The sequence below is a fragment of the Zhongshania aliphaticivorans genome (assembly GCF_001586255.1).
Lineage (GTDB): Bacteria > Pseudomonadota > Gammaproteobacteria > Pseudomonadales > Spongiibacteraceae > Spongiibacter > Spongiibacter aliphaticivorans.
This window is the reverse complement of the sequence record NZ_CP014544.1, coordinates 131,311-157,756: the sequence shown is the minus strand read 5'-3', so window position 1 is coordinate 157,756 and position 26,446 is coordinate 131,311. Positions and strand designations below refer to the sequence as shown.

The 26,446-nt window shown below is 51.6% G+C and carries 23 protein-coding genes; 9 read left to right on the top strand and 14 right to left on the bottom strand.

Going from position 1 to position 26,446, the window contains the following annotated elements; translation table 11 throughout:
• The first annotated feature begins 73 nt into the window (after positions 1 to 73).
• Together rep and AZF00_RS00750 are read left to right on the top strand one after the other, a co-directional pair.
• Positions 74 to 2,080 carry a DNA helicase Rep gene (gene rep, locus AZF00_RS00755; RefSeq protein WP_062384783.1) on the top strand — a complete coding sequence of 669 codons (2,007 nt, stop codon included), beginning with the start codon at positions 74 to 76 and terminating at the stop codon, positions 2,078 to 2,080.
• 283 nt (positions 2,081 to 2,363) lie between these two features.
• Positions 2,364 to 4,451: a hypothetical protein gene (locus AZF00_RS00750; RefSeq protein WP_062382400.1), complete on the top strand. Its 2,088-nt coding sequence runs from the start codon at positions 2,364 to 2,366 to the stop codon at positions 4,449 to 4,451.
• On the opposite strand, the gene AZF00_RS00745 is transcribed toward AZF00_RS00750, so the two are convergent.
• From AZF00_RS00745 to AZF00_RS00695, 11 genes are all read right to left on the bottom strand, one after another.
• The gene (locus AZF00_RS00745; RefSeq protein ID WP_156474828.1) at positions 4,446 to 5,321 is read right to left on the bottom strand and encodes a S1 family peptidase; all 876 of its coding nucleotides are present in this window, start codon (positions 5,319 to 5,321) and stop codon (positions 4,446 to 4,448) included. The two genes, AZF00_RS00750 and AZF00_RS00745, sit on opposite strands and share 6 nt — an antisense overlap.
• Positions 5,322 to 5,545: 224 nt before the next feature.
• Positions 5,546 to 5,968: a c-type cytochrome gene (locus AZF00_RS00740; RefSeq protein ID WP_062382395.1), complete on the bottom strand. Its 423-nt coding sequence runs from the start codon at positions 5,966 to 5,968 to the stop codon at positions 5,546 to 5,548.
• A gap of 172 nt (positions 5,969 to 6,140) precedes the next feature.
• Positions 6,141 to 7,163: a DUF4785 family immunoglobulin-like domain-containing protein gene (locus AZF00_RS00735; RefSeq protein WP_062382391.1), complete on the bottom strand. Its 1,023-nt coding sequence runs from the start codon at positions 7,161 to 7,163 to the stop codon at positions 6,141 to 6,143.
• A 26-nt stretch (positions 7,164 to 7,189) separates the two neighbouring features.
• Entirely contained in the window at positions 7,190 to 8,197 is a 1,008-nt protein-coding gene (locus AZF00_RS00730; RefSeq protein WP_062382390.1) for a lipase family protein, read from the bottom strand.
• Positions 8,198 to 8,480: 283 nt separating this feature from the next.
• The gene (locus AZF00_RS00725) at positions 8,481 to 9,077 is read right to left on the bottom strand and encodes a pyridoxine/pyridoxamine 5'-phosphate oxidase (RefSeq protein ID WP_062382387.1); all 597 of its coding nucleotides are present in this window, start codon (positions 9,075 to 9,077) and stop codon (positions 8,481 to 8,483) included.
• Between the two features lie 36 nt (positions 9,078 to 9,113).
• On the bottom strand, positions 9,114 to 9,752 hold the full coding sequence (locus AZF00_RS00720; RefSeq protein WP_062382384.1) for an NAD(P)-dependent oxidoreductase: 639 nt from the start codon (positions 9,750 to 9,752) through the stop codon (positions 9,114 to 9,116).
• Positions 9,753 to 9,869: 117 nt separating this feature from the next.
• Complete coding sequence (locus AZF00_RS00715) at positions 9,870 to 10,250, bottom strand: VOC family protein (RefSeq protein WP_008253365.1); 381 nt, start codon at positions 10,248 to 10,250, stop codon at positions 9,870 to 9,872.
• A gap of 98 nt (positions 10,251 to 10,348) precedes the next feature.
• Positions 10,349 to 12,238, bottom strand: a complete 1,890-nt coding sequence (parE, locus tag AZF00_RS00710) for a DNA topoisomerase IV subunit B (protein ID WP_008253363.1) — start codon at positions 12,236 to 12,238, stop codon at positions 10,349 to 10,351.
• Positions 12,239 to 12,337: 99 nt separating this feature from the next.
• The gene (locus AZF00_RS00705; RefSeq protein ID WP_008253361.1) at positions 12,338 to 12,919 is read right to left on the bottom strand and encodes a YqiA/YcfP family alpha/beta fold hydrolase; all 582 of its coding nucleotides are present in this window, start codon (positions 12,917 to 12,919) and stop codon (positions 12,338 to 12,340) included.
• The gene (gene cpdA, locus AZF00_RS00700; RefSeq protein ID WP_062382381.1) at positions 12,916 to 13,722 is read right to left on the bottom strand and encodes a 3',5'-cyclic-AMP phosphodiesterase; all 807 of its coding nucleotides are present in this window, start codon (positions 13,720 to 13,722) and stop codon (positions 12,916 to 12,918) included. Before cpdA ends, AZF00_RS00705 begins: the two co-directional genes overlap by 4 nt.
• A 73-nt stretch (positions 13,723 to 13,795) precedes the next feature.
• A complete protein-coding gene (locus tag AZF00_RS00695) occupies positions 13,796 to 14,239 on the bottom strand; it encodes a DUF1249 domain-containing protein (protein ID WP_008253355.1) in 444 nt (147 codons plus the stop codon).
• Positions 14,240 to 14,360: 121 nt separating this feature from the next.
• Between AZF00_RS00695 and AZF00_RS00690 the strand changes: the two genes are divergently transcribed.
• Positions 14,361 to 15,806, top strand: a complete 1,446-nt coding sequence (locus AZF00_RS00690) for a TolC family outer membrane protein (protein WP_008253354.1) — start codon at positions 14,361 to 14,363, stop codon at positions 15,804 to 15,806.
• Here the strand turns inward: AZF00_RS00690 and waaA are convergent.
• The 3 genes from waaA to AZF00_RS00675 all read right to left on the bottom strand — a co-directional run bounded on the left by waaA (position 15,796) and on the right by AZF00_RS00675 (position 18,810).
• Positions 15,796 to 17,082, bottom strand: a complete 1,287-nt coding sequence (gene waaA, locus AZF00_RS00685; RefSeq protein WP_062382378.1) for a lipid IV(A) 3-deoxy-D-manno-octulosonic acid transferase — start codon at positions 17,080 to 17,082, stop codon at positions 15,796 to 15,798. The genes AZF00_RS00690 and waaA overlap by 11 nt on opposite strands.
• A gap of 127 nt (positions 17,083 to 17,209) precedes the next feature.
• Positions 17,210 to 17,863: an isoprenoid biosynthesis glyoxalase ElbB gene (elbB, locus tag AZF00_RS00680; protein ID WP_008253352.1), complete on the bottom strand. Its 654-nt coding sequence runs from the start codon at positions 17,861 to 17,863 to the stop codon at positions 17,210 to 17,212.
• 2 nt (positions 17,864 to 17,865) lie between these two features.
• Entirely contained in the window at positions 17,866 to 18,810 is a 945-nt protein-coding gene (locus tag AZF00_RS00675) for a Ppx/GppA phosphatase family protein (RefSeq protein WP_156474827.1), read from the bottom strand.
• A gap of 90 nt (positions 18,811 to 18,900) precedes the next feature.
• On the opposite strand from AZF00_RS00675, the gene trxA reads away from it, so the two are divergent.
• The 6 genes from trxA to AZF00_RS00645 all read left to right on the top strand — a co-directional run bounded on the left by trxA (position 18,901) and on the right by AZF00_RS00645 (position 26,433).
• Complete coding sequence (gene trxA / locus AZF00_RS00670; RefSeq protein WP_008253347.1) at positions 18,901 to 19,227, top strand: thioredoxin TrxA; 327 nt, start codon at positions 18,901 to 18,903, stop codon at positions 19,225 to 19,227.
• Between the two features lie 226 nt (positions 19,228 to 19,453).
• Positions 19,454 to 20,722 carry a transcription termination factor Rho gene (gene rho / locus AZF00_RS00665; protein ID WP_008253345.1) on the top strand — a complete coding sequence of 423 codons (1,269 nt, stop codon included), beginning with the start codon at positions 19,454 to 19,456 and terminating at the stop codon, positions 20,720 to 20,722.
• A gap of 151 nt (positions 20,723 to 20,873) precedes the next feature.
• A complete protein-coding gene (ubiD, locus tag AZF00_RS00660) occupies positions 20,874 to 22,337 on the top strand; it encodes a 4-hydroxy-3-polyprenylbenzoate decarboxylase (protein ID WP_008253341.1) in 1,464 nt (487 codons plus the stop codon).
• Between the two features lie 1,068 nt (positions 22,338 to 23,405).
• On the top strand, positions 23,406 to 23,888 hold the full coding sequence (locus tag AZF00_RS00655; protein WP_231856175.1) for a septal ring lytic transglycosylase RlpA family protein: 483 nt from the start codon (positions 23,406 to 23,408) through the stop codon (positions 23,886 to 23,888).
• Positions 23,889 to 24,022: 134 nt separating this feature from the next.
• Positions 24,023 to 25,207, top strand: coding sequence for a radical SAM family heme chaperone HemW (gene hemW / locus AZF00_RS00650; RefSeq protein WP_062382373.1), 1,185 nt, complete (start codon positions 24,023 to 24,025; stop codon positions 25,205 to 25,207).
• A 251-nt stretch (positions 25,208 to 25,458) separates the two neighbouring features.
• Complete coding sequence (locus tag AZF00_RS00645; protein WP_008253335.1) at positions 25,459 to 26,433, top strand: GGDEF domain-containing protein; 975 nt, start codon at positions 25,459 to 25,461, stop codon at positions 26,431 to 26,433.
• Positions 26,434 to 26,446: the final 13 nt, after the last annotated feature.

Sequence of the window (26,446 nt, the reverse complement as noted above, 5' to 3'; positions counted from 1 at the left end):
TGAGTTCTTGTTAGCCATGGGCGCTGGTACAATGCTCGGCCCTTCTTGCATTACCTCGGGAAAGATCATCAGCGTGAGTAAACTCAACGACAGACAACGCGAAGCGGTTCGTTATATCGACGGCCCGATACTGGTGCTAGCCGGCGCTGGCAGCGGTAAAACCAGCGTTATCACGCGCAAGATGGCTTATTTGATCGAGAAATGCGGCATGCCTGCCCGTCATATTGCGGCGGTGACCTTTACCAACAAGGCCGCCCGCGAAATGAAGGAGCGCGTCTCGCAGCTGGTAAAAGGCAAAGAAGCCCGTGGCCTCACGGTGTCGACCTTCCACAATTTGGGCATGAACATTCTGCGCGCCGAGTACAAGGCACTGCAGTACAAATCTGGTTTCTCCATTTTTGATGCCCAAGACGCGCAAACCCTGATTCGCGACTTACTAATGCAGGATCACGGCGCCGAAAGTGATAACGCCGACCGCATTCAGCAGCGTATTTCGCAGTGGAAAAACGAATTCATTACCCCCGAGCAGGCGATTGCCAGCGCCGAGGGGCCAGCCGACATACTTTGCTCCCAAGCGTATTTACGCTACCAAAGCGCTTTAAAAGCTTATAACGCGCTAGATTTTGACGATTTGATCATGCTGCCTGCGCTCTTGTTTGAACAGCATCCCGCCATTTTAGAAAAGTGGCAGCAGAAAATTCGCTATATGCTGGTGGACGAATACCAAGACACCAATGGCTCCCAGTACCATTTGGTTAAGCAGCTCGTCGGTGGCCGCGGCGGCCTAACCGTGGTGGGCGATGACGACCAATCGATCTACGCATGGCGCGGCGCCAAACCCGAAAACCTCGCCTTGCTAGGCAAAGACTACCCCCATCTCAAACTGGTCAAGCTCGAGCAGAACTACCGCTCCACCGCGCGCATCCTCAAAGCGGCCAATACCGTTATCGCCAACAACCCCCACGAAATGAATAAGGCACTGTGGTCTGAGCTGGGGTATGGCGATCCGATTCGAGTTATTCGCTGCCGCAATGACGACGCCGAGTGTGAACGAGTGGTGACCGAAATTCTCGACCACAAACTCCGCACCCAAGGGCGTTTTGGCAATTACGCGGTGCTCTATCGGGGCAACCACCAGTCGCGTTTATTGGAACTTAAACTTCAGGTTCACCAGATTCCCTACAAACTCAGCGGCGGCACCTCGTTTTTCAGCCGCAACGAGATTAAAGACATCATGGCCTATCTGCGCCTGATCATTAATCCCGGCGACGACAACGCTTTTTTGCGCATTGTGAACGTGCCGCGCCGCAAGATTGGCACCTCAACATTAGAGAACCTGGGCCGCTACGCCACCGAGCGGGAAATTAGCATGTACGACGCCTGCGACGAGTTTGGCCTCGCCCAGCGCCTGCCCGAGGCCGCCTTGCTGCGCCTGCGGGAGTTCACCAGCTGGCTGGGTAATTTGCGCCGCAAATGCTACGAAGAAGACCCCATCGATAGCATTCGCCAGCTGTGTAGCGACATAGATTATTTAGACTGGCTTATCCAAAACAGCTCCTCGGTAGCGATTGCCGAGCGCCGCATGGCCAATGTTCACATTCTCATTAGCTCTTTGGAAAAATCCCTTAAAGATGACGAAAGCGACAATGCCATTGAGGGCGCAATAACACGTCTGGTATTGCGCGATTTAATGGAGCGTCAAGAAGACGAAAAAGAGAGCGACGATCAAGTTCAGCTCATGACCTTACACGCAGCCAAAGGTTTGGAGTTTCCCCATGTGTTTATGATCGGCTTAGAAGAGGGCATTCTGCCCCACCAAAACAGCATTGACGACGGCATGGTCGAGGAAGAGCGCCGGCTCTGCTATGTGGGTATTACCCGCGCCCAGCGCACCCTAACCATGAGCTACTGCGCCAAGCGCAAAAGTTTTGGAGAATTCACCAGCTGCGAACCCAGCCGTTTCCTTGCCGAACTTCCCCAAGAAGATTTGGAGTGGGAGGGCCGCGGCGACGCCGACCCCGTGCAAAACCAAAAGCGCGGTGGTGAGACCTTGGCTAGTTTAAGGGATATGCTGGGCTAATAGCCGCTAAAATGCCGAGACCGCGTTACAAACTGCGACACAGTAGTTCTGAACTCGGCAAGCCTAGGAACTGAGTGCAGCTGCGTGCTTCATACTCTACTGCACAGGCCAACATTCGCCGCAATAATTTACACATCCTTGTTTTGAATCATTCATACCAATCTCCTAAGTGACAGTCATTTTTTTATGTTACTTTAAACAGAAAATAAAAGTATGTATGCACGGTTTCCCGTCAGGATGATAGGAACACAGCTAGACAACAAAACTCAAAGGAGTGAGTGCGTTGCAAGAAAAATATTCCCGCCAGTACATTATTTGGTTTTGTACAGTTCCTATTCTCCTTGCTTTTTTCAGTATTATTGCCGCCTGCCAAATCCCTATTAGTGGCTTAAATTTAAGCTGGTCCGCAGATCATGCCATTGCTGAGACGCTCCCCCTAAAAATCCAAATTGCGTCCATTAGTACTATTGACGGTGATATACGCTTACAGGCCAGCGATTTTGCGCCTTATCCAAATCGAGAATTCGAAAGCTACCACGGCTATTGGCAATTTCTGCACCGACAACAACAATTTTATCGAGCCCTCAGGGCACAGGATGTGCAATTTATCACCGCCGACGGCGATACCATTGCGATAAACACAGAGCGATCCCGAAGCGTTAGCGATTTACCCCTGCATTTTTGGCAAGGCATTCTTATCGCGATTGCGGCCTGGTACTTAGGCATGCTTGTTTTTTTACGCGATCCTCGCTCAGCCAGTAACCGCTATTTCTTTCTTGCCTGCGGCGCGCTATTTACCGCGACGCTCTCCGCGGGGATATACAGTAGCCGAGAAATCGCGATGTCCGCCCCGCTATTGGTAATATTGTGTGATATAAAGTTTCTCGCCGACCTACTTCTAAGTACCAGCCTTATCTGTTTTTTACTGCACTTTCCCAAGCGCATTGGTCATTACAGTATCGATATAGCCCTTTTTTACTTAATATTTGCATGGTTTGTCTCCGCAGAAGCAGGCCTCTTAAACACCCCAACAAATCGTCAGCTTCCTATTCCAGGCGCCCTTATTATCATTGCCGTGCTAGCCTTGCTGCAGTTTCGACTCAGTGTGAAGGACCCACTCAACAACGCCGCCTTATGTTGTTTTTATGCCTTTTTATGTTCATCACTATTTTTTATATTGTATGAACTGAGCAGTAGCCCCGGAAATCTCGGAGATTTACTACGCACTGATTACACAAGCGCATTACTGTGGGTTTTATTCGGTTTAGGCCTCAGCATGAGCCGGTACAAATTAAATAGTATTACGCGCCATCGCTGTCTGCTATTACTACTGGTGTCGACTGCAAGCTGTTGTCTCATCGTTATAAACCACTATCTGAAACTCAATGATTGGCCAATGTTTGCCCATCCTATATTACTCATTTTAATTGGTGGTTTATGTCTCGCTATTTTTCATGCAAGGAAGGCTTTCGCTGGGTCGCCTTTTACGAACGCTGAGCTACTTATGTTCACTGCCATCAACTACCAGGGCAGCAATAAAGATATTGATTACGCGTGGCACACATTCCTCAATCAATTGTTTCAACCACAGGCCATTCATGTCGACGACGTCAGCTACCTCCGCGCGACAATCAGCCTTAGCGGAAAATTTCTCCATATCCCGCAACTTAAAGGCCCAGGCAGCCTTCGCTGTGAATATGCGCAATACGGCAAGCGCTTATTTAACAGCAGCGACGCACACAAAATAAATACGCTGCTTTTTACTGCTCGGGGTTTGATCGCCAATAGCCAGCAACATCACCGTCAACAACAGGCACTAAATAGGCTATTCGCCGACGATATACAACGGAGTATTGGTGAAGCGCTAGCGCCGGCACTCCGTTATGATGAATGCGGGCCGATTAAAGAAGTCATAAGAAATGTACTCGCGGAAGCTCACACTATTAGCAGCGGTTTGTACGGCCGCCGCATTGCACTACATGAACTTATCGCAGATTTACAAGCTGAGTTAGAACAGCGTCTAGAGCGGCAAGGTCTTATCCTAAACTGGACTGCAAACTTATCTGAAAATTCCTTAAGCCTTGAGTATCCAATATACAAAGCCGTATCGTCAGGGCTAAGAGAGCTGGCTAAACTTAGCTGCCAGGTGCCCGACATCAGCAATATTAGTTTTGATATCGCGTATGACGCTGGACGTTTATTTATTAATCTCGGTGCCCACAACAAAGGTGCTTATCAATCGCTAAGTCACATTGCCGACAATGAAATTTTGCGGCGCACTATTGCCCCCCTTCAAGCTCAGCTTGCGTTGCTCGAAAACAAAAAATGCCAATTTAGTTTCCAATTAACACCGCCAAACAATGCTTTATAAATCACCTGCTGAGTAAAAATCTGCCCAGGTAAGTAAGGTTGTGCTGGCGTTAATAAACCCCCCGTCTTTAGCGTACTTTAATGCTCGCTCAAGATTTACCACGCCGTTGTTAACCGGGTTTACTGTCAAGCCAACAGACAGCACACTAGTCACCGCTAAGGCCTTACCCGTGGCAGTAAATATTGGCCCACCGCTGTCACCGGGCAAACTCGGTGTGTCTGTCACTATTTCGTAGGCCCAGCCATTTCCTAGCACGCCAGTAATCTGGCCTTGTTTAGTTTCTCGACTGCGGACACCAAGATGCAGCGGCGACTGACCATAGGCAAAAATGCCATCACCAACAGTCGCCAAGCCGGTGAACAAGGCGGTAGGCCCACCAAAGGCAATCGCCGCTGGATGAACGTTCGCTAAGTCGCTGGGGTGAATTTTGACCAGCGCAAAATCATTGTATACACAAGTATTTGAGCCCGCCGTTTCGCCCGCTTCCTGCATTGCTCGCCAACTGCTATAAACTAGTTCGCCGGGCTGGCTGGCATTTTCAATACTGATTTCATTAAAGCCAATCGCCAAATTATTACTCTCACAGGGATCAACGCCAGAGTTCGTATCTGTGCTGAAACAGTGGGCAGCCACGCCGATATAAACAGTTTGCGCGTTAGGAGAATACAAAAAATTGCTGGTACAGCTGCTGCCGTCAGCAATAATTTCAACACCTGGGCGAATTTGGCTGGCCACTGGCACGCCTTGGTTTATCGGTAAGCTGGCATTGCCCGGCAATGTCGCTGGCTTAGTCGTATTGGAGGTAGATGATGATCCCCCGCAGGCACTTAACATTATTATTGCTATTAACATCATCCATTGCTTAGTCACTTTTAGTCCTCTTATTGGGCGCTAACAATACTAAATACTACAGCAGATGAGCAGTATCCACTTTTTCTCGGTTCAGCATGTGGATAGCTTACCCCGTTATATGCACATTGTACGAAAACTAAGGGAAATCCGTTTTTTGCTTCATGCAGTACATCAGCACCATGCGTTTTCTACAGGCAAAAAAAAGCCGCGCTAAAGCGCGGCTGATTCGCTCGCGGAAATGATTACTTGCTGTTTTCGATCATATAATCGACTGCCGCCATCACTTCATCGTCTGAACAGCTCATGCACAAGCCCTTAGCGGGCATCATACCGATATTGCTAAAGCCATTAATAGCATTGCTGTAAACCTGGTCCATACCCTTGGCGCTACGCGCTTTCCAGTCTGCCGCGTCCCCAAGCTTTGGCGCGCCGCCAGCACCAACGGCATGACAGCCTTGGCAGCTACTTTTGTATACTTCTTCACCTGATTTAGCTGCACCACCGGCCGCGGCAACTGCAGCGCCACAGCTGCTATCGCCCTGCAGACAAACCTTACCGGCGGGCTGAATACGAGATTCAACTTCACTGTACTGCTTGTCAGTCAGCGCCCAAGCAGACACACACACCATGAGCAAACCAACAACGGCCGCCAATTTCTTTAACATTACACTCTTCACAGTTTACGCCCTCTCGACATACAGGGCTGATCAGCCCGCAAATTTACTGGCGGCATTATAGCGGCATGACCGCGATTACTCCAACACTGGCATTTATCCATCGCGATTAAACCCACAAAAAAGGGCGACCAGAGCCGCCCTTTTCCATAGTTGGCTAAAACTAGCGCTTAACCAAGCCCTCCAGTCGCGTCGCAGCGTCCAATAAATCCGCCCGGGCAAAGGGTTTATCGGTGAACTGAACGTTTAAGTAGGGTTTTGTTACATGCGCTGCAGTCACTACCGGACCAAGTGCATTCGGCATTGCCCCTGCGGTGGTTAAAGTCACTGAGCTCAAGGTATACGGCCCAGACACACCAGCCTCGCGGAGGATCAAGCCGTAAAAGCTTAAGTCCACCCAGTGACTGCCGGGTTCCAAATGAACCGCATTTTGCGATAAGGACAAAGATTCACCCAAAGCTGAGGCCAAGACGCCCGCCAAGTGGTAACGACCGGCGACCGCAACATCTACCTTGGCGGCAATAACTAAACTGCCTTCGCTCAGGCGATCGCGATACTCACCCGTTAACTGTGCGCCCGGTTGGCTATAGAGGAAACCGCCCAGCGCAACGCGCTGGTCTTGATCTGCATTAACCGCAGTCACTTTTATGGCAATATTCTTGGCGCTACCGATGTCCGGCTGGTGAGTCGCGGGCAAAACATAGCTGGCGGTATACACCCCGTCCCCCGCTTGTTGGTCACCATCTTTGCCATCATCGCGATAGCTCAGCATGGCCAGTTGCTGACCATTATTGTCGACCAACTCGCCAGTCACAGCCCAAGGCCCAGCGGCACTCCTTGGCGCTGGCGCCAATAAATTCACTGAGCTTGCCGTGCGCTCAGCTAGCGAGGCATAAAAATACGCCGTATCGCCAGTACTATAGCGAATATCCGAAGCCCACACTGACAACGCGGGACCGGCGCCCGCAGGCCCCGCCTGGGTTTGTACTGTGGCCTCACGACCAGCTAGCAAGGGGTCGGCTAGGGCGCCGGACACTGGCTGCGACCACTCAGGGTAGCGAGCCATGGTGCGGTACTCCGCCGCCGCCTGTGCCGCGAGATCTGGCGTTGCCGCCGCGATTGTCGCCATCGGCGCCAAACTGAATAGCGATGCCGCCAAGAGGGGCTTAATGTGTTTACTTTTCATTGCGATACTCCCTTAAATTCGGCCAATTAATACAAAATGCTAATAAAACTAGCACTGGTCATTGAGCTCTGGACTTGGGTATTGGCTGCACACGGCGCGCCGCTACAGGTCCAAATGCCATTGGGAATTTGCCGACGTACATCCGAGTCGCTGGCGTCGCGTTCGTCACTGTGATTTTCATGGGCCGCGTCCAAGTTCCGGAAGCCGGAAACTTCCTGTTTGGCGCTATTTCCGCACACATTACTGTTGTTGTAGCTCGCGCTCGCGCTACCACTACAGGCAAAAATAGAGGCGTATTGCACAACGCCGTCGTCTTCACCGCTTAAGCAGGCACTGGCGCCAAATATGGCTTCATAGCCTCCTGTTAAGTAGATGTTTTTCGCTGGCGCACTGGCGTAAGTGCGAACCTGCACATCGTCGCTGCTGCGCAGCCACCACGTTGCATCGTCACAGTCCTGTATCCATCCTGCGGCCCAGTTGCAGCCCCAGCTTGAACCGCCGCACACCGCGTCAGCGCCCTCGGAACCGCGGTGGGCGCCACCTAGCGTAATAGCCATGCCAACCCGTGTCGCCACGGTGTCATAGGGCCCGTTGTAATTGTAGTTTGGGTCAGAGGCGTCATTATTTCCCAAGATATAATCCGTTACAGTACCGCCCATGCTGTGGGCAATAATCCAAAATGAGCCACCTTGGGCATAGGTTTGCGCACAGCGATTACCACCGCCGTCAGCCACCCCATTGGTTGCCGCAACGATTTCATTGGCTACCTCGCCGGCCGCCAAGGCATCCCAATAGGGTTTGGTGCCGTTGTAACCCACCACATAGTACGACGCCGAGTAATTTTTGGTGGCGGTACGCACAAAGTCGTTGCTGCCATTTACCCAGTAATTACGCGCTGAATTCCAACTGGTATAGGTATTGGTGTCCGTTTGCTTGCCGTGTACAAAGATCAAACACGGCGCCGCGAGAACATCACTCACAGCGAAGAACAGACACAAGCCCAAGGCCGCACGTAGTGCGGATAAATATCTCATAGCTAAACTCCCATTTATTATGCATTGCTTTATTTCGGGTTTACCCGCCACTGGTTCACGTATGCCGTGCCCAATTAAAACGAGTCGCTACAGTTAAAGAGATGATCTAGATATCGGCCAATAAGCCGAATGAATTGTCACAATTTATTAGATTTATGTCGTAGTGCTCGCAAGTGATACCGGGAGTATTCAGCAAGATCTTGATTTACTTATTATTTATAGATACGACGGAGTTCACATTTACGTAGCCACAATCAAGGGCAACGCGCGCCAACGCCAGAGCTTAAGGTACCAAAAATTGGCGCTGCCAACCGGCCTCACTCTGGGTCCATAAAGTACGTTGATGCATATCGCCACCTTCTCCACGCTGCCAGCGCTCGACAAAATTCACTGCAAGCTGCAAACCGAAGGCATTATCCACCGGCGGAATATCCTCATCGCGGGGATAATCCGCTTTGAGCTTCGCTATGTCAGCGAGGAAAGCCTCTCTACTTTCTATGACGGCACTTTGTGCCTGGTGATTTACATAATAGAGATCAAGGATTTTTGCTTCATAGGGCTTGCGCTGCCAATGATCATGCATCTCAGCCGCCGATAATTCGCGAAGTTGATTGCCACCCAAGCGGTATTGGCGCAGCAACTCCGGCCAAAAAACCAAAATTTCAAAGTTCCCGTTATTTTTCAGCTGTTGCCACTTGGGGCTACTGGCGCTGACAAAGAGCACTAGGGCATTATCGGTCACTGCGCGCAATACTAATGTTCGCGTTACCGGCCTACCATCAAGCCCGACTGTGGCCAGTGAGCAATAGCGCGCATTCGCCAATTTTTGAGCTTGCGCCGCTTGCCATTCCACGGCGAAATCCGCGAGGGGATCAAACATAAGTTAGTCCAGGTATAAGTAAACTCTAAAGCGTATTTAGTATTGCACTATTGGCGCGCGGTGCAGCCAGCGATCATCTTCTAACATGGCCAACATCGCGTGCGCACAATCAGCGAAACTAATACGCGAAAAGCCATTGAAGCGGTCAAAACCTAGGCGATAATCACCTCGCATCGGCCCCGGAGTCATTTGCAATGGCCGCACGCCAATATGGGGAATATCAGGATAAGACTTGAGCAAGAGGTACTGATGCTCTTTATCGATATGACGCAGGCTCATAAAGGTTTCGGCAAATTTGCGCACAAACTTCGCGCCAAAGCCAATCACATCTTGCTCAACAAAGGTACTGCCGCCGCCACACCAAATAAATCGTGCACCGCAGTCGCCGCGCAAGGCGTCGAGAATAATCCGCGTTACATCAGTGCAGAGATCCGGTGGTGAATGCTTGTCGACACCAATAGCGAATAGTACCGCGTCAGTATCTGCAGCTATCACCCGCCAGACATCTTCAGGGCACAGCGCATCGCCTTCCACTACACAGACTTTACTGCGCAGCTCAGCTGATATTTTTTTAGCTGAGCGAACTAAAATCGTCAGTTCATGACCCGCGGCTACCGCCTGCTGCAAACACTCACTGCCAAGCTGACCGGTGGCACCAAACAATGTAATTTTCATCGCAACAGCTCCCACTTTAATACCGCTATTATTTGATCCTAGGACGACTGCACTGACATACATAAAAAAGGGCGAGGCTTAAAACATAAGACCTCGCCCTTTTGTTACCGCTGAGCTCTACGCCATCCGGTGCAAGGCACAAATCTTATTACCCGACGGGTCCCGCAAATAGGCGAGGTATAATTTTCCTAAACCACCTTCGCGAACACCCGGCGCCTCTTCGCAGCTCACGCCGCCATTGGCCAATCCCGCTGCGTGCCAAGCGTCAGCTTGCGCCGGATCTTTGGCGGCAAAGCCGATGGTAGAGCCATTGCCATGGCTTGCTGGATTACCGTCGATTGGCGGCGTAATCGCAAAAACGCCGCTATCGGTAAAATAAAAGCAACGGCCGCGATCATCAAAAACACCCGGCTGGTAACCCATTGCGCCGAGAACAGCGTCGTAAAATACCTTCGACGCCTGAACATCATTTGCACCAACCATAATATGACTAAACATTTGTTATTCTCCTTGTATCTACTATACGCAACTCGCAATTGAGCTTGCGCTTACGCTAAAAATGACTCATTCCGTTCCGCAAATTTCAAAAGCGACAATCACAGTAAAACCTCTGCTTCATCGCCGCTGGTTTCAAGCCAACTCTTGCGGTCTGGCGCCCGTTTTTTAGACAAGAGCATGTCCATCAGGCCATCGGTCTCGTCGCCGTCTTCTATCGACAATCGCACCAAACGTCGCGTATTGGGATCCATAACCGTCTCGCGCAATTGCAGCGGATTCATTTCACCCAAGCCTTTAAAGCGGGTGACCGATATTTTGCCGCGCTTATTTTCAGCTTCGAGACGATCCATAATGCCCTGCTTCTCGGCATTATCCAGCGCATAAAATACGTCTTTACCAAGGTCAATACGGTATAGCGGTGGCATGGCGATATAAACATGCCCCTTCTCAACTAATGGTCTAAAGTGCCGCAAAAACAGCGCGCACAACAAAGTGGCAATGTGCAGTCCGTCTGAGTCCGCATCGGCAAGCACGCAGATTTTATTGTAACGCAGGCCGCTAAGGTCATTTGAGTCGGGGTCGATGCCCATGGCCACGGAAATATCGTGGACTTCCTGTGAGGCTAATATCTGCTGAGATTCGACCTCCCAAGTATTCAAAATTTTACCGCGCAGGGGCAGTATCGCCTGAAACTGACGGTCTCGCGCTTGCTTGGCCGAGCCACCCGCCGAATCACCCTCAACCAGAAACAGCTCTGAGCGCTCAATATCACCACCGGAGCAGTCTGCCAATTTACCGGGCAATGCGGGACCCGCCGAGACTTTTTTACGTACTACTTTTTTGGCTTTGCGCATACGCGACTGGGCATTGTTTATGCACAGTTCAGCAAGCTTTTCAGCATCTTCAGTATGCTGGTTTAGCCACAGGCTAAAGGCGTCTTTGGCGACCCCTGAGACAAAGGCGGCGGCTTCTCGCGAGCTTAAACGCTCCTTGGTCTGCCCTGAAAACTGCGGGTCGGCCAATTTAGACGACAACACATAGCTGCATTTTTCCCAAATGTCGTCAGGCGCGAGTTTGACGCCACGGGGAATCAAGCTGCGAAATTCACAAAACTCGCGCATGGCGTCGAGCAGACCGCTGCGCAAGCCATTCACATGGGTGCCGCCCTGCGCCGTGGGAATCAAATTTACATACGACTCAGCTAGCGGCTCGCCGCCCTCGGGCAACCACTGCACCGCCCAATCTACCGCTTCAGAGCGGCCGCTAAAATGACCGATAAACGGCTCTGCTGGCAGCGTGTCATACTCGCGAGTATGGCTGGCCAGGTAGTCACGCAGGCCATCTTCGTAATACCACTCTTCACTCTCGGCACCCGTCTCATCGACAAAGATAACCTTCAGGCCCGGGCATAAAACTGCCTTCGCGCGCAGCACATGCTTGAGGCGCCGAACCGAGAATTTAGCGGTGTCGAAATACTTGGGATTAGGAGTGAAGCGAATATAAGTGCCGGTATTGCGCTTGCCGCAGCTATCAATCACCGCCAGCTCTGACGCCTTGTCGCCGTCAGCAAAGAACATTTGATGCACTTGGCCGTCGCGTTTAATAACAATTTCAAGAGAGCTAGACAGGGCGTTAACAACCGACACCCCTACCCCGTGCAAACCACCAGAGAATTGATAATTGTCATTTGAGAACTTACCCCCAGCGTGCAGGGTACACATAATGACCTCCACCCCCGGCAAGCCCTGTTCTTTGTGAATATCCACCGGCATGCCGCGCCCGTCGTCGGCGCAACTCAGGGAACCGTCATTGTAGAGCGTAACCGTGACTTCTTTGGCGTGCCCGGCCAGCGCCTCATCGACGCTGTTATCGATCACTTCTTGAGCAAGATGATTTGGCCGAGTGGTATCGGTGTACATTCCCGGCCGCTTGCGAACAGGCTCTAAACCGGTAAGGACTTCAATGGACTGAGCATCATATTGTGACATTTGAAACCATTTTAGCGGCAGGGCCGCATTATCTAATTATGTAATAAAACGCCGTCGCCAATAGGGCAACGATCCTCAACTATTTACTTTGCAGTGGCATTACACCAACTGCAAAAAATTCACCACGGCCTCTAAATGGCGGTCAAAGCCCTGAAAGCTGTGATCGCCACCCGCCTCCACGGTCATTTTGCTACCACGATAAAAATCGAGGGCAAGGCGGTAATCTAATACTTCATCCGCCTCCTGTACCAACACCCAGTAGCGGCTGGCGTGAGGCACCACGCCCATATTGCGAAGCGCGTCGATATCGCCCATTGTGAGACTAAAGTCCACAGCTGTATAAGGGTTGCGATGCGCACCAATAAAATGTTCGGCAAAATTATGTGGCTCAACCGCTGGGTTGATCAAGACCGCAGACAAATCATAGCGTTCAGCCATTACTGTGGCCAAAAATCCGCCGAGGGAGCTACCGACCAAACCCAGAGGCCCCGCACGCTGTCGCAGGCAATCTTGCACTAGGCGATCAACTTGCTGACACGCTTCACCGGGGTTATTCGACAAACCGGGAACAATATAGTCAATACTCGGATACCGGGCGGCAACAAATTCACCCAGCTGCTGAGCCTTGGTTGAGAGCGGTGACGATAAAAAGCCATGAATATAAATTAGCGATGCCGTCATTCGTAACCACGAGCCGAATTATCAACCGCGAATATTACACCTTTTACCCGCGACACTCTCGTCTGAAACTCACGTTTATCCCCCAGCCAAAACCGGCGATAAGCTGGATTGCAATCATCCAAAGCAAAATTGGCACTGTTAGGCGCGAACTGAACACAGGTCGAGGGTGTGCTTAGCAAACCAATATTTTGAAACAATTGCTCTGACTGCTGGTGAACGTGACCGCAAACAATAGCTTTAAATTGATCTTTATTGGCAATTGCGGCAAACACCGCGTCGGCATTTGCAATCTGCTGCTCGTCAAGCCAAGCACAACCGACCGGCTGTAAATGATGGTGTACAAATACAAGCGTGGGGCGATCAAAGCGCGCAGCGTCGGCCAAGATCGCTAATTGATCGGCGGCCAAATTACCGCAGACCTGCCCCGGCACAGCTGAATTTAAAAATACCAGCTGCCAGTCGCCCAATTCAATACGACTCGGCATCCACTGGGCACCGACAATATTCTGCATCAGTTCGCTATTGTCATGATTGCCCGGCAGCCACACTATTTGCTTTGCCATTCCCTTCAAGCGCGCAGCCAAACGCTGGTAGGCGCTGGCATCACCGTGGGCGGCCAAATCACCGGAGGCGACTAGCACATCTATTTCTGGGCACTCCTCGGCCACTGCCTGAAGAACTGCCTCTAGGCTATTGTCGGTATCCATACCAAGCAGTGAGTCGCCGAGCTCAGCACCCAGATGACAATCGCTAATTTGCACCACACAGAGCGGCGCCTTGTTAGACTGAACAGGCAATTTCACCGTTACCTCATTATCTATTGCTTGATTTATACGGTATGACCCTTGCCAGCACCAGTAAATTTCGCGGCCGCTATCATATTTCGAGAAGATTCAGCGGGTTCTCCAGCGAATGCCCCAACGCTAAGCACAGACTCAACCACTCGCCCAAATACGTGTTTTGCTGAGCTTTTTCATCGCGCTGCAACATGCCCGCATTGGGGTAGGCATAGCGCGGTTTTAGTGGGCGCAAACCGCTAGCACCCATCACCTCGGCCAATTTAGCGTCGTGGTAGACCCGCACCTGCAAAGAGGGCACTGGCAGCCCAAGCAACAATGGTTTGTGTAACCGCAGTTCGAGCATCGTGGTGTAAGGTGCACGCTCTTTGACTAGCAGTTCAACCATATTGGCCGCCACCCCAAAACGCAGACAATCCCCCGCCTCGGCGTCGGCGGGCAATAGCTGCCGCAAGCGCCGAAAATTCAGTTCGCAATCGGCCAAGTGGCCGCTGAGATCAATTTGATAGCGTTGACTACTCACACTTCTCCCGATATTTAGCCGTCTAAACCATAACTTTAGTTAATATTCATTCTCAATCAGCTGGAGTTTGGTACACTCCTTGGCTATCTAAACCTCCCGCACTGGAGCACAGGTTAACTCTATGATTGCCAAACGTCATCTTCTCAATGTTTCTATCGCGGCGCTATTCACCAGCCAATCCATATTCGCCGACACCTTACTCGATGTTTACGAGCTAGCGGTAAAAAACGATCCCCAGCTCAAATCAGCGGAAGCGAGCTACCGCGCCAATATTGAAACAGAGAAACTCGGTCGCGCAGCACTGCTGCCGCAGGTCACCGCCCAAGCGTATTACCAAGACGCGGAGACCGACCGCGAAAGTAAAAGTGTTGATTTTTCTTCTACGCCAGGTGCCAGCCCGACCACGATTAACCAACAGACATCTACCGATAGCGAAACAGAATCTTATTCTGTTTCCTTGAATCAAGCTTTATTTGATCTACCTGCTTGGTTTACCTTCCGCGCCGGTAAAAAGATCTCTGAGCAAGCGGAGGCCCAGTTAGCCTACGAGCAACAGCAATTAATCATACGGGTTTCCGAAGCCTATTTTAATGTGCTGCGCGGTCGCGAGAACTTAGACGCCTCCAAAGCCGAAGAGCGTGCCGCCAAACGTCAATTCGAGCAAACCCAGCAACGCTTTGATGTTGGCCTGATCGCGATTACCGACGTTCACGAAGCCCGCGCGGTGTACGACAGCACGGTAGCGCAGCGTCTAGGTTTTGAAGGCAACTTGGCGATTGCCCGAGCGAATCTCAGCAGCCTGACAGGACAAGAACACAATAATTTGTGGTCGCTGAAGTCTGATTTCCCTATTACTATGCCCGAACCTCTGGATCGTGCCGAGTGGGTGGACTTTGCCCTCGCCAACAATAAATTACTGAAAGTTTCTACCGCAGGTGCCGCGTCGGCCTACCAGTCTGCGCAAGCCAAGAAAATGGGTCACCTACCCAAGATTACTGGCAGCTTTACCGCCAGCAAGGAAGACCTGGATGGCACTACCCGCTATATGCCAAGCAGCACATTTTCAACGCCACCAGACGCGTACACCGAATCAGAAGCGCTGCGTATTACGCTGACCATGCCACTGTTTGCTGGTGGCGGCATCAGCGCCGGTCGCCGCCAAGCTTACGAGCAGTACAATGCCGCCAATTACAATGCCCAGGCCACCCAGCGCCAAGTCATTACCGGCACCCGCGCCCAGCATATTGCGGTCTATACTAATGTACAGACGGTTAATGCACGTCATCAAAACATTATTTCTACGCGCAGCGCCCTTGACGCAACGGAAGCAGGTTACGAGGTGGGCACGCGTAATATCGTCGACGTGTTAGACGCTCAGCGCAGGCTCTACGCTGCAATGCGCGACTACACAAATGCTCGTTATGATTACGTTGTGAACGTGCTGAAGTTGAAATTAAATGCCGGCACCTTAAGCCCCGCCGACATTCTTTATTTCAATAAATGGTTACAGGCATCGGAATCGGTCTCGCTAAGCGACCGCTCTCCCGCCACCAGCGTTAATCCTTAAGATAGCCTTCAATAATCGCGAGCAAGCGCTGCAAGGCGCCGCGATTATTATCTACCACCGCCTTTGCCGCCGCGCCCTGCCGCTGACGGCAAAGGGGCTTGGCAAACAAAGTCTGCAACACCTCAGCCAGCGCCCTGTCGCCATCAATCTTTTGCAAGCCACCCGCCGCCTCTAGCAACGCACTGATTTCAGAAAAATTGAAGTCACTTAGCCCAGTCACCACCGGCAAACCCCAAGCCGCAGGCTCCAAGGTATTATGACCGCCATGGTCGATTAAACTGCCGCCGACAAAGGCAATATCTGCGCAGCCTAATAGCAGCAGCAACTCGCCCATGGTGTCGCCTAAAATAACCGATGTAGTGCTCGCCACAGGGGCAGCGGCAGCACTGGCTAGACTCGCGCTGCGGCGTTCAAAGTTCAAATCGCTGCTGGCAATCAACTCGGCCACCTTTGGAAAACGCTCAGGGTGGCGAGGCACAAGAATAAGCACAGCGTCGGGGTGTTGCGCCAATAACGCCCGGTGAGCGGCGAGCAGCACTTCATCCTCGCCAGCATGGGTGCTGGCGGCGATCCACACTGGGCGATCACCCAGCCAATGACTGCGCAGTTCGCTCGCCTGCGTTTGTAATTCTGTGGGAATAGCTAAATCGAATTTAATACTACCCGACACCGTCAAATTGGCCTCAGGAACACCCAGCGCGGCAAACCGTGAACCATCAGCGGCGCTTTGTGCCACGACCTGACTAAACCGCGAAAATACGTCTCGACTCAAACTGCCAATACGACCGTATCCCCGAGCCGAGCGCGCCGACAGACGAGCATTGGCGAGAATCACCGGAATCCCTCGAGCCTCGGTCTGGCAGACCATATTCGGCCAAATTTCGGTTTCCATGATCACTGCCGTGCGGGGTTGAATCCGGTTTAAAAACCGGGCAATCGCATCAGGTAAATCGTAGGGTGCATAAACATGAAAAACCCGATCACCAAACATGGCCTGCACCCGGTCCGAGCCAGTGGGGGTCATGGTGGTAACCACCACCGGCAAATGGGGGTGCTGAGCCAAAAAATAATTAATCAGGGGCGCCGCCGCAATACTTTCACCCACCGACACCGCATGCACCCACAAACCACCGGTATGCGCAGGGGGCTTAAAAAACCCAAAACGCTCGGCGATCCGGTGCCGGTAGGCAGGCGCCCGCGACGCCCGCCACAGCAATCGCACCAGCACCAAAGGCAGGATTAAATAGAAAAAAACACTGTAGAAAAAACGGGGCATAAATAAGATTTAAACTCCGACGCTCAACACGTCACGGCAATTAAAAGAGCTCACAACTGTGGGTTTCTGGCCATTATACCCCGCCTAAAACCGCGCCTTAGTTTAAAACGCGGTTTTAATTCGCCTTTCAGGCCAGACTCAGTACTTCCTTAACGCAGCGGTTAATACCTCTGGCCGCCTCGGCGATACTGCCCGCCACCATATAGGCCGGGGTGGTCACCAGCTTCATGTCTTTATCAATACAAACCTCGTCAACTGCGCACACCTGATGATTACCGCCCATGGCTGTAATCGCTGCCGCCGTATCAGCATCACTGCCAATAGTGCACTTTACGCCCGAACCAAAAATGCGCGCGGCCATGGTCGGCGCAATACAAATTAGCCCAACCGGCTTCGCCGCGCCATGCATTGCCTGTATAAAGCCAAGCACCTCAGGCAGCACATTCATTTCAGCGCCGTTAACGGCGAAGTCAGACAAGTTTTTGGCCACCCCAAAGCCACCGGGCACAATAACAGCATCAAAATCTGCGATATTTGCCTCATTCAGGTTTTTCACCCGCCCCCGCGCCAAGCGCGCCGACTCCACCAGCACATTGCGGCGCTCACCTTCGGCCACTTCGCCACTGAAGTGGTTAATAACATGCATTTGCTCTATATCTGGCGCAAAACACTGGTAACTCGCATCGTGATTTTCTAGCGACAGCATAGTCAGCACGCTCTCGTAAATTTCGGAACCGTCATACACGCCGCAACCGGCTAACAATAACGCTACTTTTTTCATACCTATTCTCCTTTATGCTTGATCTCTACTGACGCAGTCGACACCACCCCAGCATTAACACTGCGTTCAAGAATTCCTTCGCGCAGACCGCGCTCAGAAACCGCCATCTCATCAATATTTAATGCCTCAAAAAGAGCTAGTACAATGGCTAATCCAGAGGCAAAAATAGACTGCCGATCTTCGGGTAGCCCAGCAAAAAATACCGACTCCACACGTGTAAAGGACTGCAAATCTGCCACCAAGTGCCGCAAATCATCTCGGTAAATTCCCGCTGAATGACCACGCCGGGCAATAAGCACCTGCTCAACGGCCAATAATGTTCCCGAGCAACCGACAACCGCAACGCCGGGTGGCAGCGCGAGTTCCGCGGCGGCGCGCTCAAATTCCACTCGCGCGGCACCCAGCGCCGCGTTAAAGTCGGCTCGACCTAAGCGCCCCTCGGGAAAATAACGCAAATAGCTCAGGCAGCCCACCCCCACACTGCGTCCCCGCGCCATACGCGGGCCGTGACCAAACGCCAATTCAGTACTGCCACCACCTATATCGACCACCAATTGTGCGCCATCGCCAGCCTCGTTGCCGACCCCGAGATAAACCAACTCGGCCTCTAGCTCACCACTGACAATCTCTGGCATTACCCCTAACAAGCTCTGCACTTGCCGACAAAATGACGCCGCATTCGCCATGCCGCGCAGCGAAGCCGTGGCCACAATATGCAGGGGCATAGGATCGTAGCCCCCCAGTATTTGTTTAAACTCCGCCAAACAGGCCAATGCTCGCATTTGTGCGTCGGCCTGCAAAAATCCGCCAGAATTCCCCGCCGCCAGCTGCACCTTACGCTCGGTCTTATAGCAGGACCGCCATGCTCCATGCCGAATTTGGCCAATCAATAAATGAAAGCTATTAGAGCCCATATCAATTGCTGCAATATATGAAGCTGCCGTCAAATTTACACCCCTGTCTGTTTTCACTTCCGTCTAAATCCTGTGCTATCATCGCACATCCTAAATTTTATGATGTGTAATCGGAGAAATAACATGAGCGACAACATCGTTCACGTCACCGACAGCAGCTTTGAAGAAGACGTGCTGAAGTCAGACGTACCTGTACTGGTCGATTTCTGGGCAGAGTGGTGTGGTCCCTGCAAAATGATCGCCCCGGTATTGGAAGAAGTGGCGGTTGAATTCGCCGGTAAGATCAAGATCTGCAAAATCGATGTTGATGCCAATAGCGACACGCCACAGAAATTCAGCGTACGCGGCATTCCTACACTGATTATTTTCAAAGGCGGCAACGCCGAAGCGACTAAGGTCGGCGCACTGTCTAAAACTCAGCTGCTCGATTTTATTAACGCGGCACTGTGATTCAAAATCGCGCGGCGCCCTAGCGCCGCGCGATTTTACTGAATTTAAATACTAGACGCCTCTGGCTTTCAATGATAGAGTGCTGACGATCCTTCAAAGAATACCCAATAATTAACCTTATTTTCGCTCCTGCTATACACGTCGAGTTCGTTTCGGCTTTCCGATTCTGCCGTTCCTGCGTCTCGCTCATATCTCGTCTAATTGATACCACTAAACCCATATACCTATGAATCTTACCGATCTAAAAACCAAACCAGCACAAGAATTACTCGACATCGCCAAAGAAATTGGCCTAGACAATGTCTCCCGTTCGCGCAAGCAGGACATCATCTTCTCCATACTTAAGCGCCACGCTAAAAGCGGTGAAGACATCCATGGCGACGGCGTATTAGAAATCCTGCAAGACGGCTTCGGCTTCCTGCGCTCCGCCGACTGCTCTTACCTCGCCGGACCCGATGATATATATGTTTCACCCAGCCAGATCAGACGCTTTAACTTGCGCACTGGCGACAGCATTGCCGGCAAAATTCGACCACCAAAAGAAGGCGAGCGCTACTTCGCTCTGCTGAAAGTCGACGAAGTCAATTTTGCCCGCCCCGAACAGTCCAAGAACAAAGTCCTGTTTGAAAACCTGACCCCACTGTTCCCCAATGAGCGCCTGACCCTAGAACTGGGCACCGGCTCTACCGAAGATTTAACTGGTCGCATCATTGACCTCGCTGCACCAATCGGCAAAGGCCAGCGCGGCCTAATCGTCGCACCGCCAAAAGCGGGTAAGACCTTGATGCTGCAGAATATTGCCGCGAGCATTATCCGCAACAACCCAGAGTGTTACGTCATCGTTTTACTGATCGACGAACGCCCAGAAGAAGTAACTGAAATGCAGCGCTCGGTTGGTGTGCGCGGCGCCGAAGTTGTCGCCTCGACCTTTGACGAGCCACCAGCCCGCCACGTACAAGTGGCCGAAATGGTTATCGAAAAAGCTAAGCGCCTGGTTGAACACAAACGCGACGTGGTCATCCTCCTCGACTCCGTTACCCGTTTGGCCCGCGCCTACAACACCATTGTCCCGAGCTCCGGCAAGGTCCTCACCGGTGGTGTTGACGCTCACGCTCTAGAACGCCCCAAGCGCTTCTTTGGCGCCGCGCGTAATGTCGAAGAAGGCGGCAGCCTGTCAATCATCGCCACCGCGCTGATCGACACCGGCTCCAAAATGGACGAAGTCATCTACGAAGAATTTAAAGGCACCGGTAACAACGAGCTGCACTTGGATCGTAAAATCGCCGAGAAGCGCGTCTACCCCGCCATTAACATCCGCCGCTCAGGTACTCGCCGCGAAGAACTCCTCACCGGCGAAGAAGAACTGGCCAGAATGTGGATACTGCGTAAATTACTGCACGGCATGGAAGACACCGCAGCGATTGAGTTCTTGATCGACAAGCTCAAAGACACCAAGACCAATGCCGAGTTTTTTGATTCAATGAAGCGTAAGTAGTGCCGAATGCTTGACGGGAGACGGGAGATGCTTAAAAGCAAAACCCTAAATACCCGTCAAGATTTACACTTGGGCTTAATTAGCGCGGCGCCTGCCGCGCCTAATATTTTGACCTTGCCTCTCCCGTCTCCCATCCAGCGTAACGCCTGCTATGTATAAAGACCTCAGAGAATTCATTGCCGACCTCGAAGCCAAGGGCGAGCTAAAGCGCATCAAACACCCCGTTGACCCCATTCTCGAAATGACTGAGATTTGCGATCGGGTATTGCGCGCCGGTGGCCCTGCGCTACTGTTTGAAAATCCCATTGGTTATAACATTCCGGTACTGGCGAATTTATTCGGCACCGAAAAACGGGTGGCCATGGGCATGGGCAAGGACGACATCAAAGCCCTGCACGAAGTCGGCGAGCTACTCGCGTTTCTGCGCCAACCCGATCCGCCAAAGGGGCTGCGCGACGCCTGGAGCAAACTGCCGGTATTCAAGCAAGTATTGAATATGGGCCCTAAAATGGTGAATGGCGCCGCCTGCCAACAATGCGTGATTGAAGGCGATGCGGTCGACCTTAACACCCTGCCAATTCAAACCTGCTGGCCCGACGATGCCGCGCCGCTCATTACCTGGCCGCTGGTCATTACCCGTGGCCCAAACAAAGAACGCCAGAATCTGGGCATTTACCGCATGCAATTAATTGGCAAAAACAAGCTGATTATGCGCTGGCTGTCCCATCGTGGTGGCGCCCTCGATTTCCAAGAATTTAAACAGGCCCACCCCGGCGAAAGGTTTCCAGTTTCGGTTGCCCTTGGCGCCGACCCAGCGACCACCCTCGGCGCAGTAACACCAGTGCCAGACAGCCTCAGCGAATACGCCTTTGCCGGTTTATTGCGCGGCAGCAAAACTGAACTCACTACCAGCCTAAGCAACGATCTAAACGTACCCGCCAGTGCGGAGTTTATTTTAGAAGGTTATATCGACCCAACAGAGATGGCCGACGAAGGCCCCTATGGCGACCACACCGGCTACTACAATGAAGTCGATAGCTTCCCGGTATTTACCGTGACCCATATCACTCACCGTAAACAACCGATTTACCATAGCACCTACACCGGTCGGCCACCCGATGAACCCGCAGTGCTCGGCGTCGCGTTAAACGAAGTATTAGTGCCGCTGTTGCAGCGCCAGTTTCCCGAAATCGTGGATTTCTATCTGCCGCCAGAAGGTTGCTCCTACCGCATGGCCGTAGTCACCATTAAGAAACAATACCCCGGCCACGCCAAACGCGTGATGTTTGGGGTGTGGTCGTTTTTGCGCCAATTCATGTACACCAAGTTTGTGATTGTGTGCGACGACGACGTCAACGCCCGCGACTGGAACGATGTCATCTGGGCCATTACCACCCGCATGGACCCCGCGCGGGACACCGTGTTGGTGGAAAATACCCCCATCGACTACCTCGACTTTGCCTCGCCGGTCTCTGGCCTTGGCTCAAAAATGGGGATGGATGCCACCAATAAGATGGGTGGTGAAACCACCCGTGAATGGGGGCGGCCGATTGTGAAAGACCCAGCCGTTATTCAGAAAATTGATGATATTTGGGACAAGTTGGGGTTGAGTTAAGCTCAGCGTTTGGCACCTCCTCGCTGGGCGACTTAGCTACTCGGCACTAAGGGCCCCACCCTCCGGGTGCCTGACAGCGCCTAAAGCGGTTAAGCTGTTTTTTCAAAAAAACCAACGGCATCACTGCGAAACTCGTCTTCGGCTCAGACAGTCCTCGCTAAAAGCATTCGCTGTCGCTCATATGGTTACCTGCCTGCGCAGGTAAGACGACACTTTCAGCCAGAGTGGAATACTTCTAAATCGTCGCTCCTGCGGAGGCAGGAGCCTATCCCCACAACGAAGTACTAGTTAGATGCTGGCACCCAACTTCCTTCAGCGGAGCACTGCAGCAAGCAACGGGAAAAACTGGCCTGAGGTCTGACGTCGGATGTCTGACGCAGGGGCATTCGCTACGCTCATATGCTTGCCTGCCTGCGCAGGTAAGACGATATTTTCAGGGCATGCTGAAATACGACTAAATCGTCGCTCCTGCGGAGGCAGGAGCCTATCCCCACAACGAAGTACTAGTTAGATGCTGGCACCCAACTTCCTTCAGCGGAGCACTGCAGCAAGTAATGGGAAAAGCAGGTCTGAGGTCTGACGCAGGGGCATTCGCTAAGCTCATATGCTTACCTGCCTGCGCAGGTAAGACGACACTCTCAGCCCGAGTGGAATACTTCTAAATCGTCGCTCCTGCGGAGGCAGGAGCCTATCCCCACAACGAAGTACTAGTTAGATGCTGGCACCCAACTTCCTTCAGCGGAGCACTGCAGCAAGTAACGGGAGAAACAAGTCTGATGTCTGATGCAGGGGCATTCGCTGTCGCTCACATGGATACCTGCCTGCGCAGGTAAGACGATATTTTCAGGGCATGCTGAATTACGACTAAATCGTCGCTCCTGCGGAGGCAGGAGCCTATCCCGGCAACGAAGCATTAGCTAGAGGCTGCAGCCCAATCCCCTTCAGCGCAGCGGAGTACTACAACAAGCAATGGCTTTACAGCCTGTTATTCCCCCTTGGAACTATTCCCAATTCCAAGGATCGATTAATGCGCGAGCACAAATACGAAGTGTCACAGGGGTGTTATTTTTGTCCAAAACATTAAACAACCGGCTTGGCCAGATAGCGCCGTGGCGTAGTCGCGCCCCGAGCGGCCACAACGTTTTAATCGCCTGCGCAATGTTCATATTGCTGCTCGCCTTGACGGGGTGTTCTTCATTGCCGCAGGAGGAAGGCAAAGTTGAGGAAGAGGTGGTACTCGTCGTAGAGGAAGCCCCCGCGATCTTCGAATCAGGCCTAGCCTCTTTTTATGGCGATAGACACCACAATCAAAAAACCGCAAGCGGGGAGCGGTACCGACACGAGCTAAAAACCGCGGCCCATAGAACCCTGCCATTGGGCAGCTACGTTAAAGTCACAAACCAGAAAACCGGCCAAAGTGTTGTGGTCAAAATTAATGACCGAGGACCATTTGTGCGCGGGCGGATAATTGATCTTTCCAAGTCGGCCTTTGCTGAGATAGGCAATACCGCATCGGGCCTGCTCCATGTCGACGTTCAGGTAATTGATTAACTCGATGTTGCTTTAACGCACAAAGCACAGCACGACAGCTAGCCTAGGGCGTAGAGATTAACCTCAATAACAACAGCCCATGAATAATGCTAAACTTGCAGGCCGCAGCAGACCATCACAAGTAAAGCCCGATTATGAACGATTCCCTATCAAGCCCCCTTAGCACCGAATCGTCGCAATCAAAGGCAATACCCTTATCACTTTACGTCCACATTCCCTGGTGCGTGCGCAAGTGCCCCTATTGCGATTTTAACTCGCACGAGCGCAAAGGCGACTTACCCGAGCAAGCGTACATCGCTGCGATGTTGGAAGATCTGGAGCAGGATTTAGATCTTATTCAAGGTCGCGAGCTGCAAAGCATATTTATTGGCGGTGGCACACCGAGTTTGTTCAGTGCCACGGCATACGAAACCTTGTTTAAGGGCTTACAAAAACATTTACGCTTTGCCCGCGACATTGAAATCACCCTGGAAGCGAATCCAGGCACTTTGGAACAAGGTCGTTTTGAGGGTTATCATTCCCTCGGCATCAACCGACTTTCTATTGGCGTGCAAAGCTTTGACCCAGCACAATTAAACAAGCTCGGCCGCATTCACAATAGCGATGATGCTCGACGCGCCATTGCCTGCGCCCAGCATGCGGGCTTTAGCAATTTTAATGTCGATTTAATGCACGGTCTCAACGAGCAAAGCCAAGCTGAAGCCATGCAGGATTTGGAAATCGCCATATCGGCAGGCGCGCCTCATATCAGCTGGTATCAACTCACCATCGAAGCCAACACCGAATTTTTTAAACGGCCACCCAGCCTGCCATTAGAGACTGAAATGCATCGCATGCAGGCAGCGGGCTTGTCGCTGCTGAACGACGCTGGATTTGCGCGCTACGAAGTATCGGCCTACGCCAAGGCCGGTCACCAATCTCGTCACAATCTTAATTACTGGCAATTTGGTGATTACCTCGCCCTTGGTGCTGGTGCCCACGGCAAGATCAGTCACGCGAATGGCGATATTTACCGCTACCAGAAAACCCGCAAGCCAGAGGATTATTTGCAGCGCCAGCCTTCCCGCACGAGCAAGCGTGAACCCGTCGCGACAGAGGATTTAGCACTTGAGTTTATGATGAACGCATTGCGTTTAGAACAGGGGTTTACTCGGCAATTATTTAGCGAGCGCACGGGCCAGAGCAGCCAAACCATCGATGCAATCTTAGCCAAGCTGCAGCAGCAAGGTTTACTGCAAGAACAAAATCACCTAATACGTCCCAGCGCACGCGGCTTTGAATTGATAGACAGCATCCTCAGCGAATTCTTAAACGCTTAAGCTCTTTTCGCGCAATACAGGCAAGACACTTTAAAAATCGATGTGAGCTATTAGATCAAGCTGTCGCCCGCAATGTTCATAACAATATCGGAAAATACGCATCGTTATGACATAAGTAAACCGTTAGGTTTAAAGTCTTCCTTCATTAGTTGTGCACTGGCATCGGGAACTGGAGATGCTTCTTTAAAAATAAGAATCTATCATCACCAACGCAAATCTCTCGCCGCGCAAGTACTGTATAGGTTATTACGATGATCGAAAAAGAATTGCTCTCTGCAGCCCTGTCAGCCACTTCGGAAGGGGTTATCATTGCCACCGTAAGGCACGACAACAAGCCAGATCGAATTATTTATGGAAACCGAGCTTTTGAAAAACTTATCGGCTTTGATAATGCGTCAATCATTAATCACAAATATAATTTATTGGAACGCCTAAGTAAAAATACGCCCGTTACTGAAGACGAAATTGTTAAGGCCATAACTGCAGGAAAGAGTATTCAGTGCATTAGAAAATCCCAGACCAAATCTGGCGATTACTTTTGGCACGAACTGAGTATCTCGCCAGTTTTAGATGAAAGTGGAACGCTAACCCATATTATTGGTGTACTACACAATATAAATGAGCGTATCCACTACCAAGAGAAAATTGAGCAACAAAATTTACTCCTAAAAAGAAAAAATCAACAACTTGATGAATTGGCCTCTCACGATTTCTTAACCACACTTTATAATCGTCGCTTTTTTGACCGAGAACTTACTCGTCTCTGTGCCTTCCACCAACGCTATCAAATTCCGCTTAGCTTAGCTTTTTTTGACATTGATTATTTCAAGCAATACAACGATTACTATGGGCATAACGCGGGTGACCGGGCGCTGCGCCTCGTGGCGGAGCAAATAAATCAGCATTTCAGTCGCGAGGCCGACATCTGTGCACGCTATGGTGGCGAAGAATTTGTGGTGCTATCGGCAAGCGACTCAAATGAAGCAACATTTTTAAAACATGTTGAGGCCGTTAGATTAAACATTGAGCAGCTGGCCATACCCCACAAAAAATCCACATCGGCAAAGGTCATCACTGTCAGCGCCGGCATTTATGTCGCCGTGCCACTGCGCGGCATGTCGCCCAATTATTTTACGGAAGAAGCTGATCACGCCATGTACCAAGCAAAGCAGCTTGGCCGAAATCGCGTCGCGGTTGCCCGCCATATTCGCATGGCGAGCGGCTAAGCCTGCACGACGA

Excerpts from the sequence above, each read along its gene's own strand:
- AZF00_RS00715 (WP_008253365.1), bottom strand. The coding sequence starts at position 10,250 with ATGTTTAGTCATATTATGGTTGGTGCAAATGATGTTCAGGCGTCGAAG.
- AZF00_RS00740 (WP_062382395.1), bottom strand. The coding sequence starts at position 5,968 with ATGTTAAAGAAATTGGCGGCCGTTGTTGGTTTGCTCATGGTGTGTGTG.
- AZF00_RS00690 (WP_008253354.1), top strand. The coding sequence starts at position 14,361 with ATGATTGCCAAACGTCATCTTCTCAATGTTTCTATCGCGGCGCTATTC.
- AZF00_RS00725 (WP_062382387.1), bottom strand. The coding sequence starts at position 9,077 with ATGTTTGATCCCCTCGCGGATTTCGCCGTGGAATGGCAAGCGGCGCAA.
- rho (WP_008253345.1), top strand. The coding sequence starts at position 19,454 with ATGAATCTTACCGATCTAAAAACCAAACCAGCACAAGAATTACTCGAC.
- AZF00_RS00735 (WP_062382391.1), bottom strand. The coding sequence starts at position 7,163 with ATGAAAAGTAAACACATTAAGCCCCTCTTGGCGGCATCGCTATTCAGT.
- AZF00_RS00730 (WP_062382390.1), bottom strand. The coding sequence starts at position 8,197 with ATGAGATATTTATCCGCACTACGTGCGGCCTTGGGCTTGTGTCTGTTC.
- AZF00_RS00705 (WP_008253361.1), bottom strand. The coding sequence starts at position 12,919 with ATGACGGCATCGCTAATTTATATTCATGGCTTTTTATCGTCACCGCTC.
- AZF00_RS00645 (WP_008253335.1), top strand. The coding sequence starts at position 25,459 with ATGATCGAAAAAGAATTGCTCTCTGCAGCCCTGTCAGCCACTTCGGAA.
- hemW (WP_062382373.1), top strand. The coding sequence starts at position 24,023 with ATGAACGATTCCCTATCAAGCCCCCTTAGCACCGAATCGTCGCAATCA.
- AZF00_RS00720 (WP_062382384.1), bottom strand. The coding sequence starts at position 9,752 with ATGAAAATTACATTGTTTGGTGCCACCGGTCAGCTTGGCAGTGAGTGT.
- waaA (WP_062382378.1), bottom strand. The coding sequence starts at position 17,082 with ATGCCCCGTTTTTTCTACAGTGTTTTTTTCTATTTAATCCTGCCTTTG.
- elbB (WP_008253352.1), bottom strand. The coding sequence starts at position 17,863 with ATGAAAAAAGTAGCGTTATTGTTAGCCGGTTGCGGCGTGTATGACGGT.
- ubiD (WP_008253341.1), top strand. The coding sequence starts at position 20,874 with ATGTATAAAGACCTCAGAGAATTCATTGCCGACCTCGAAGCCAAGGGC.
- parE (WP_008253363.1), bottom strand. The coding sequence starts at position 12,238 with ATGTCACAATATGATGCTCAGTCCATTGAAGTCCTTACCGGTTTAGAG.
- trxA (WP_008253347.1), top strand. The coding sequence starts at position 18,901 with ATGAGCGACAACATCGTTCACGTCACCGACAGCAGCTTTGAAGAAGAC.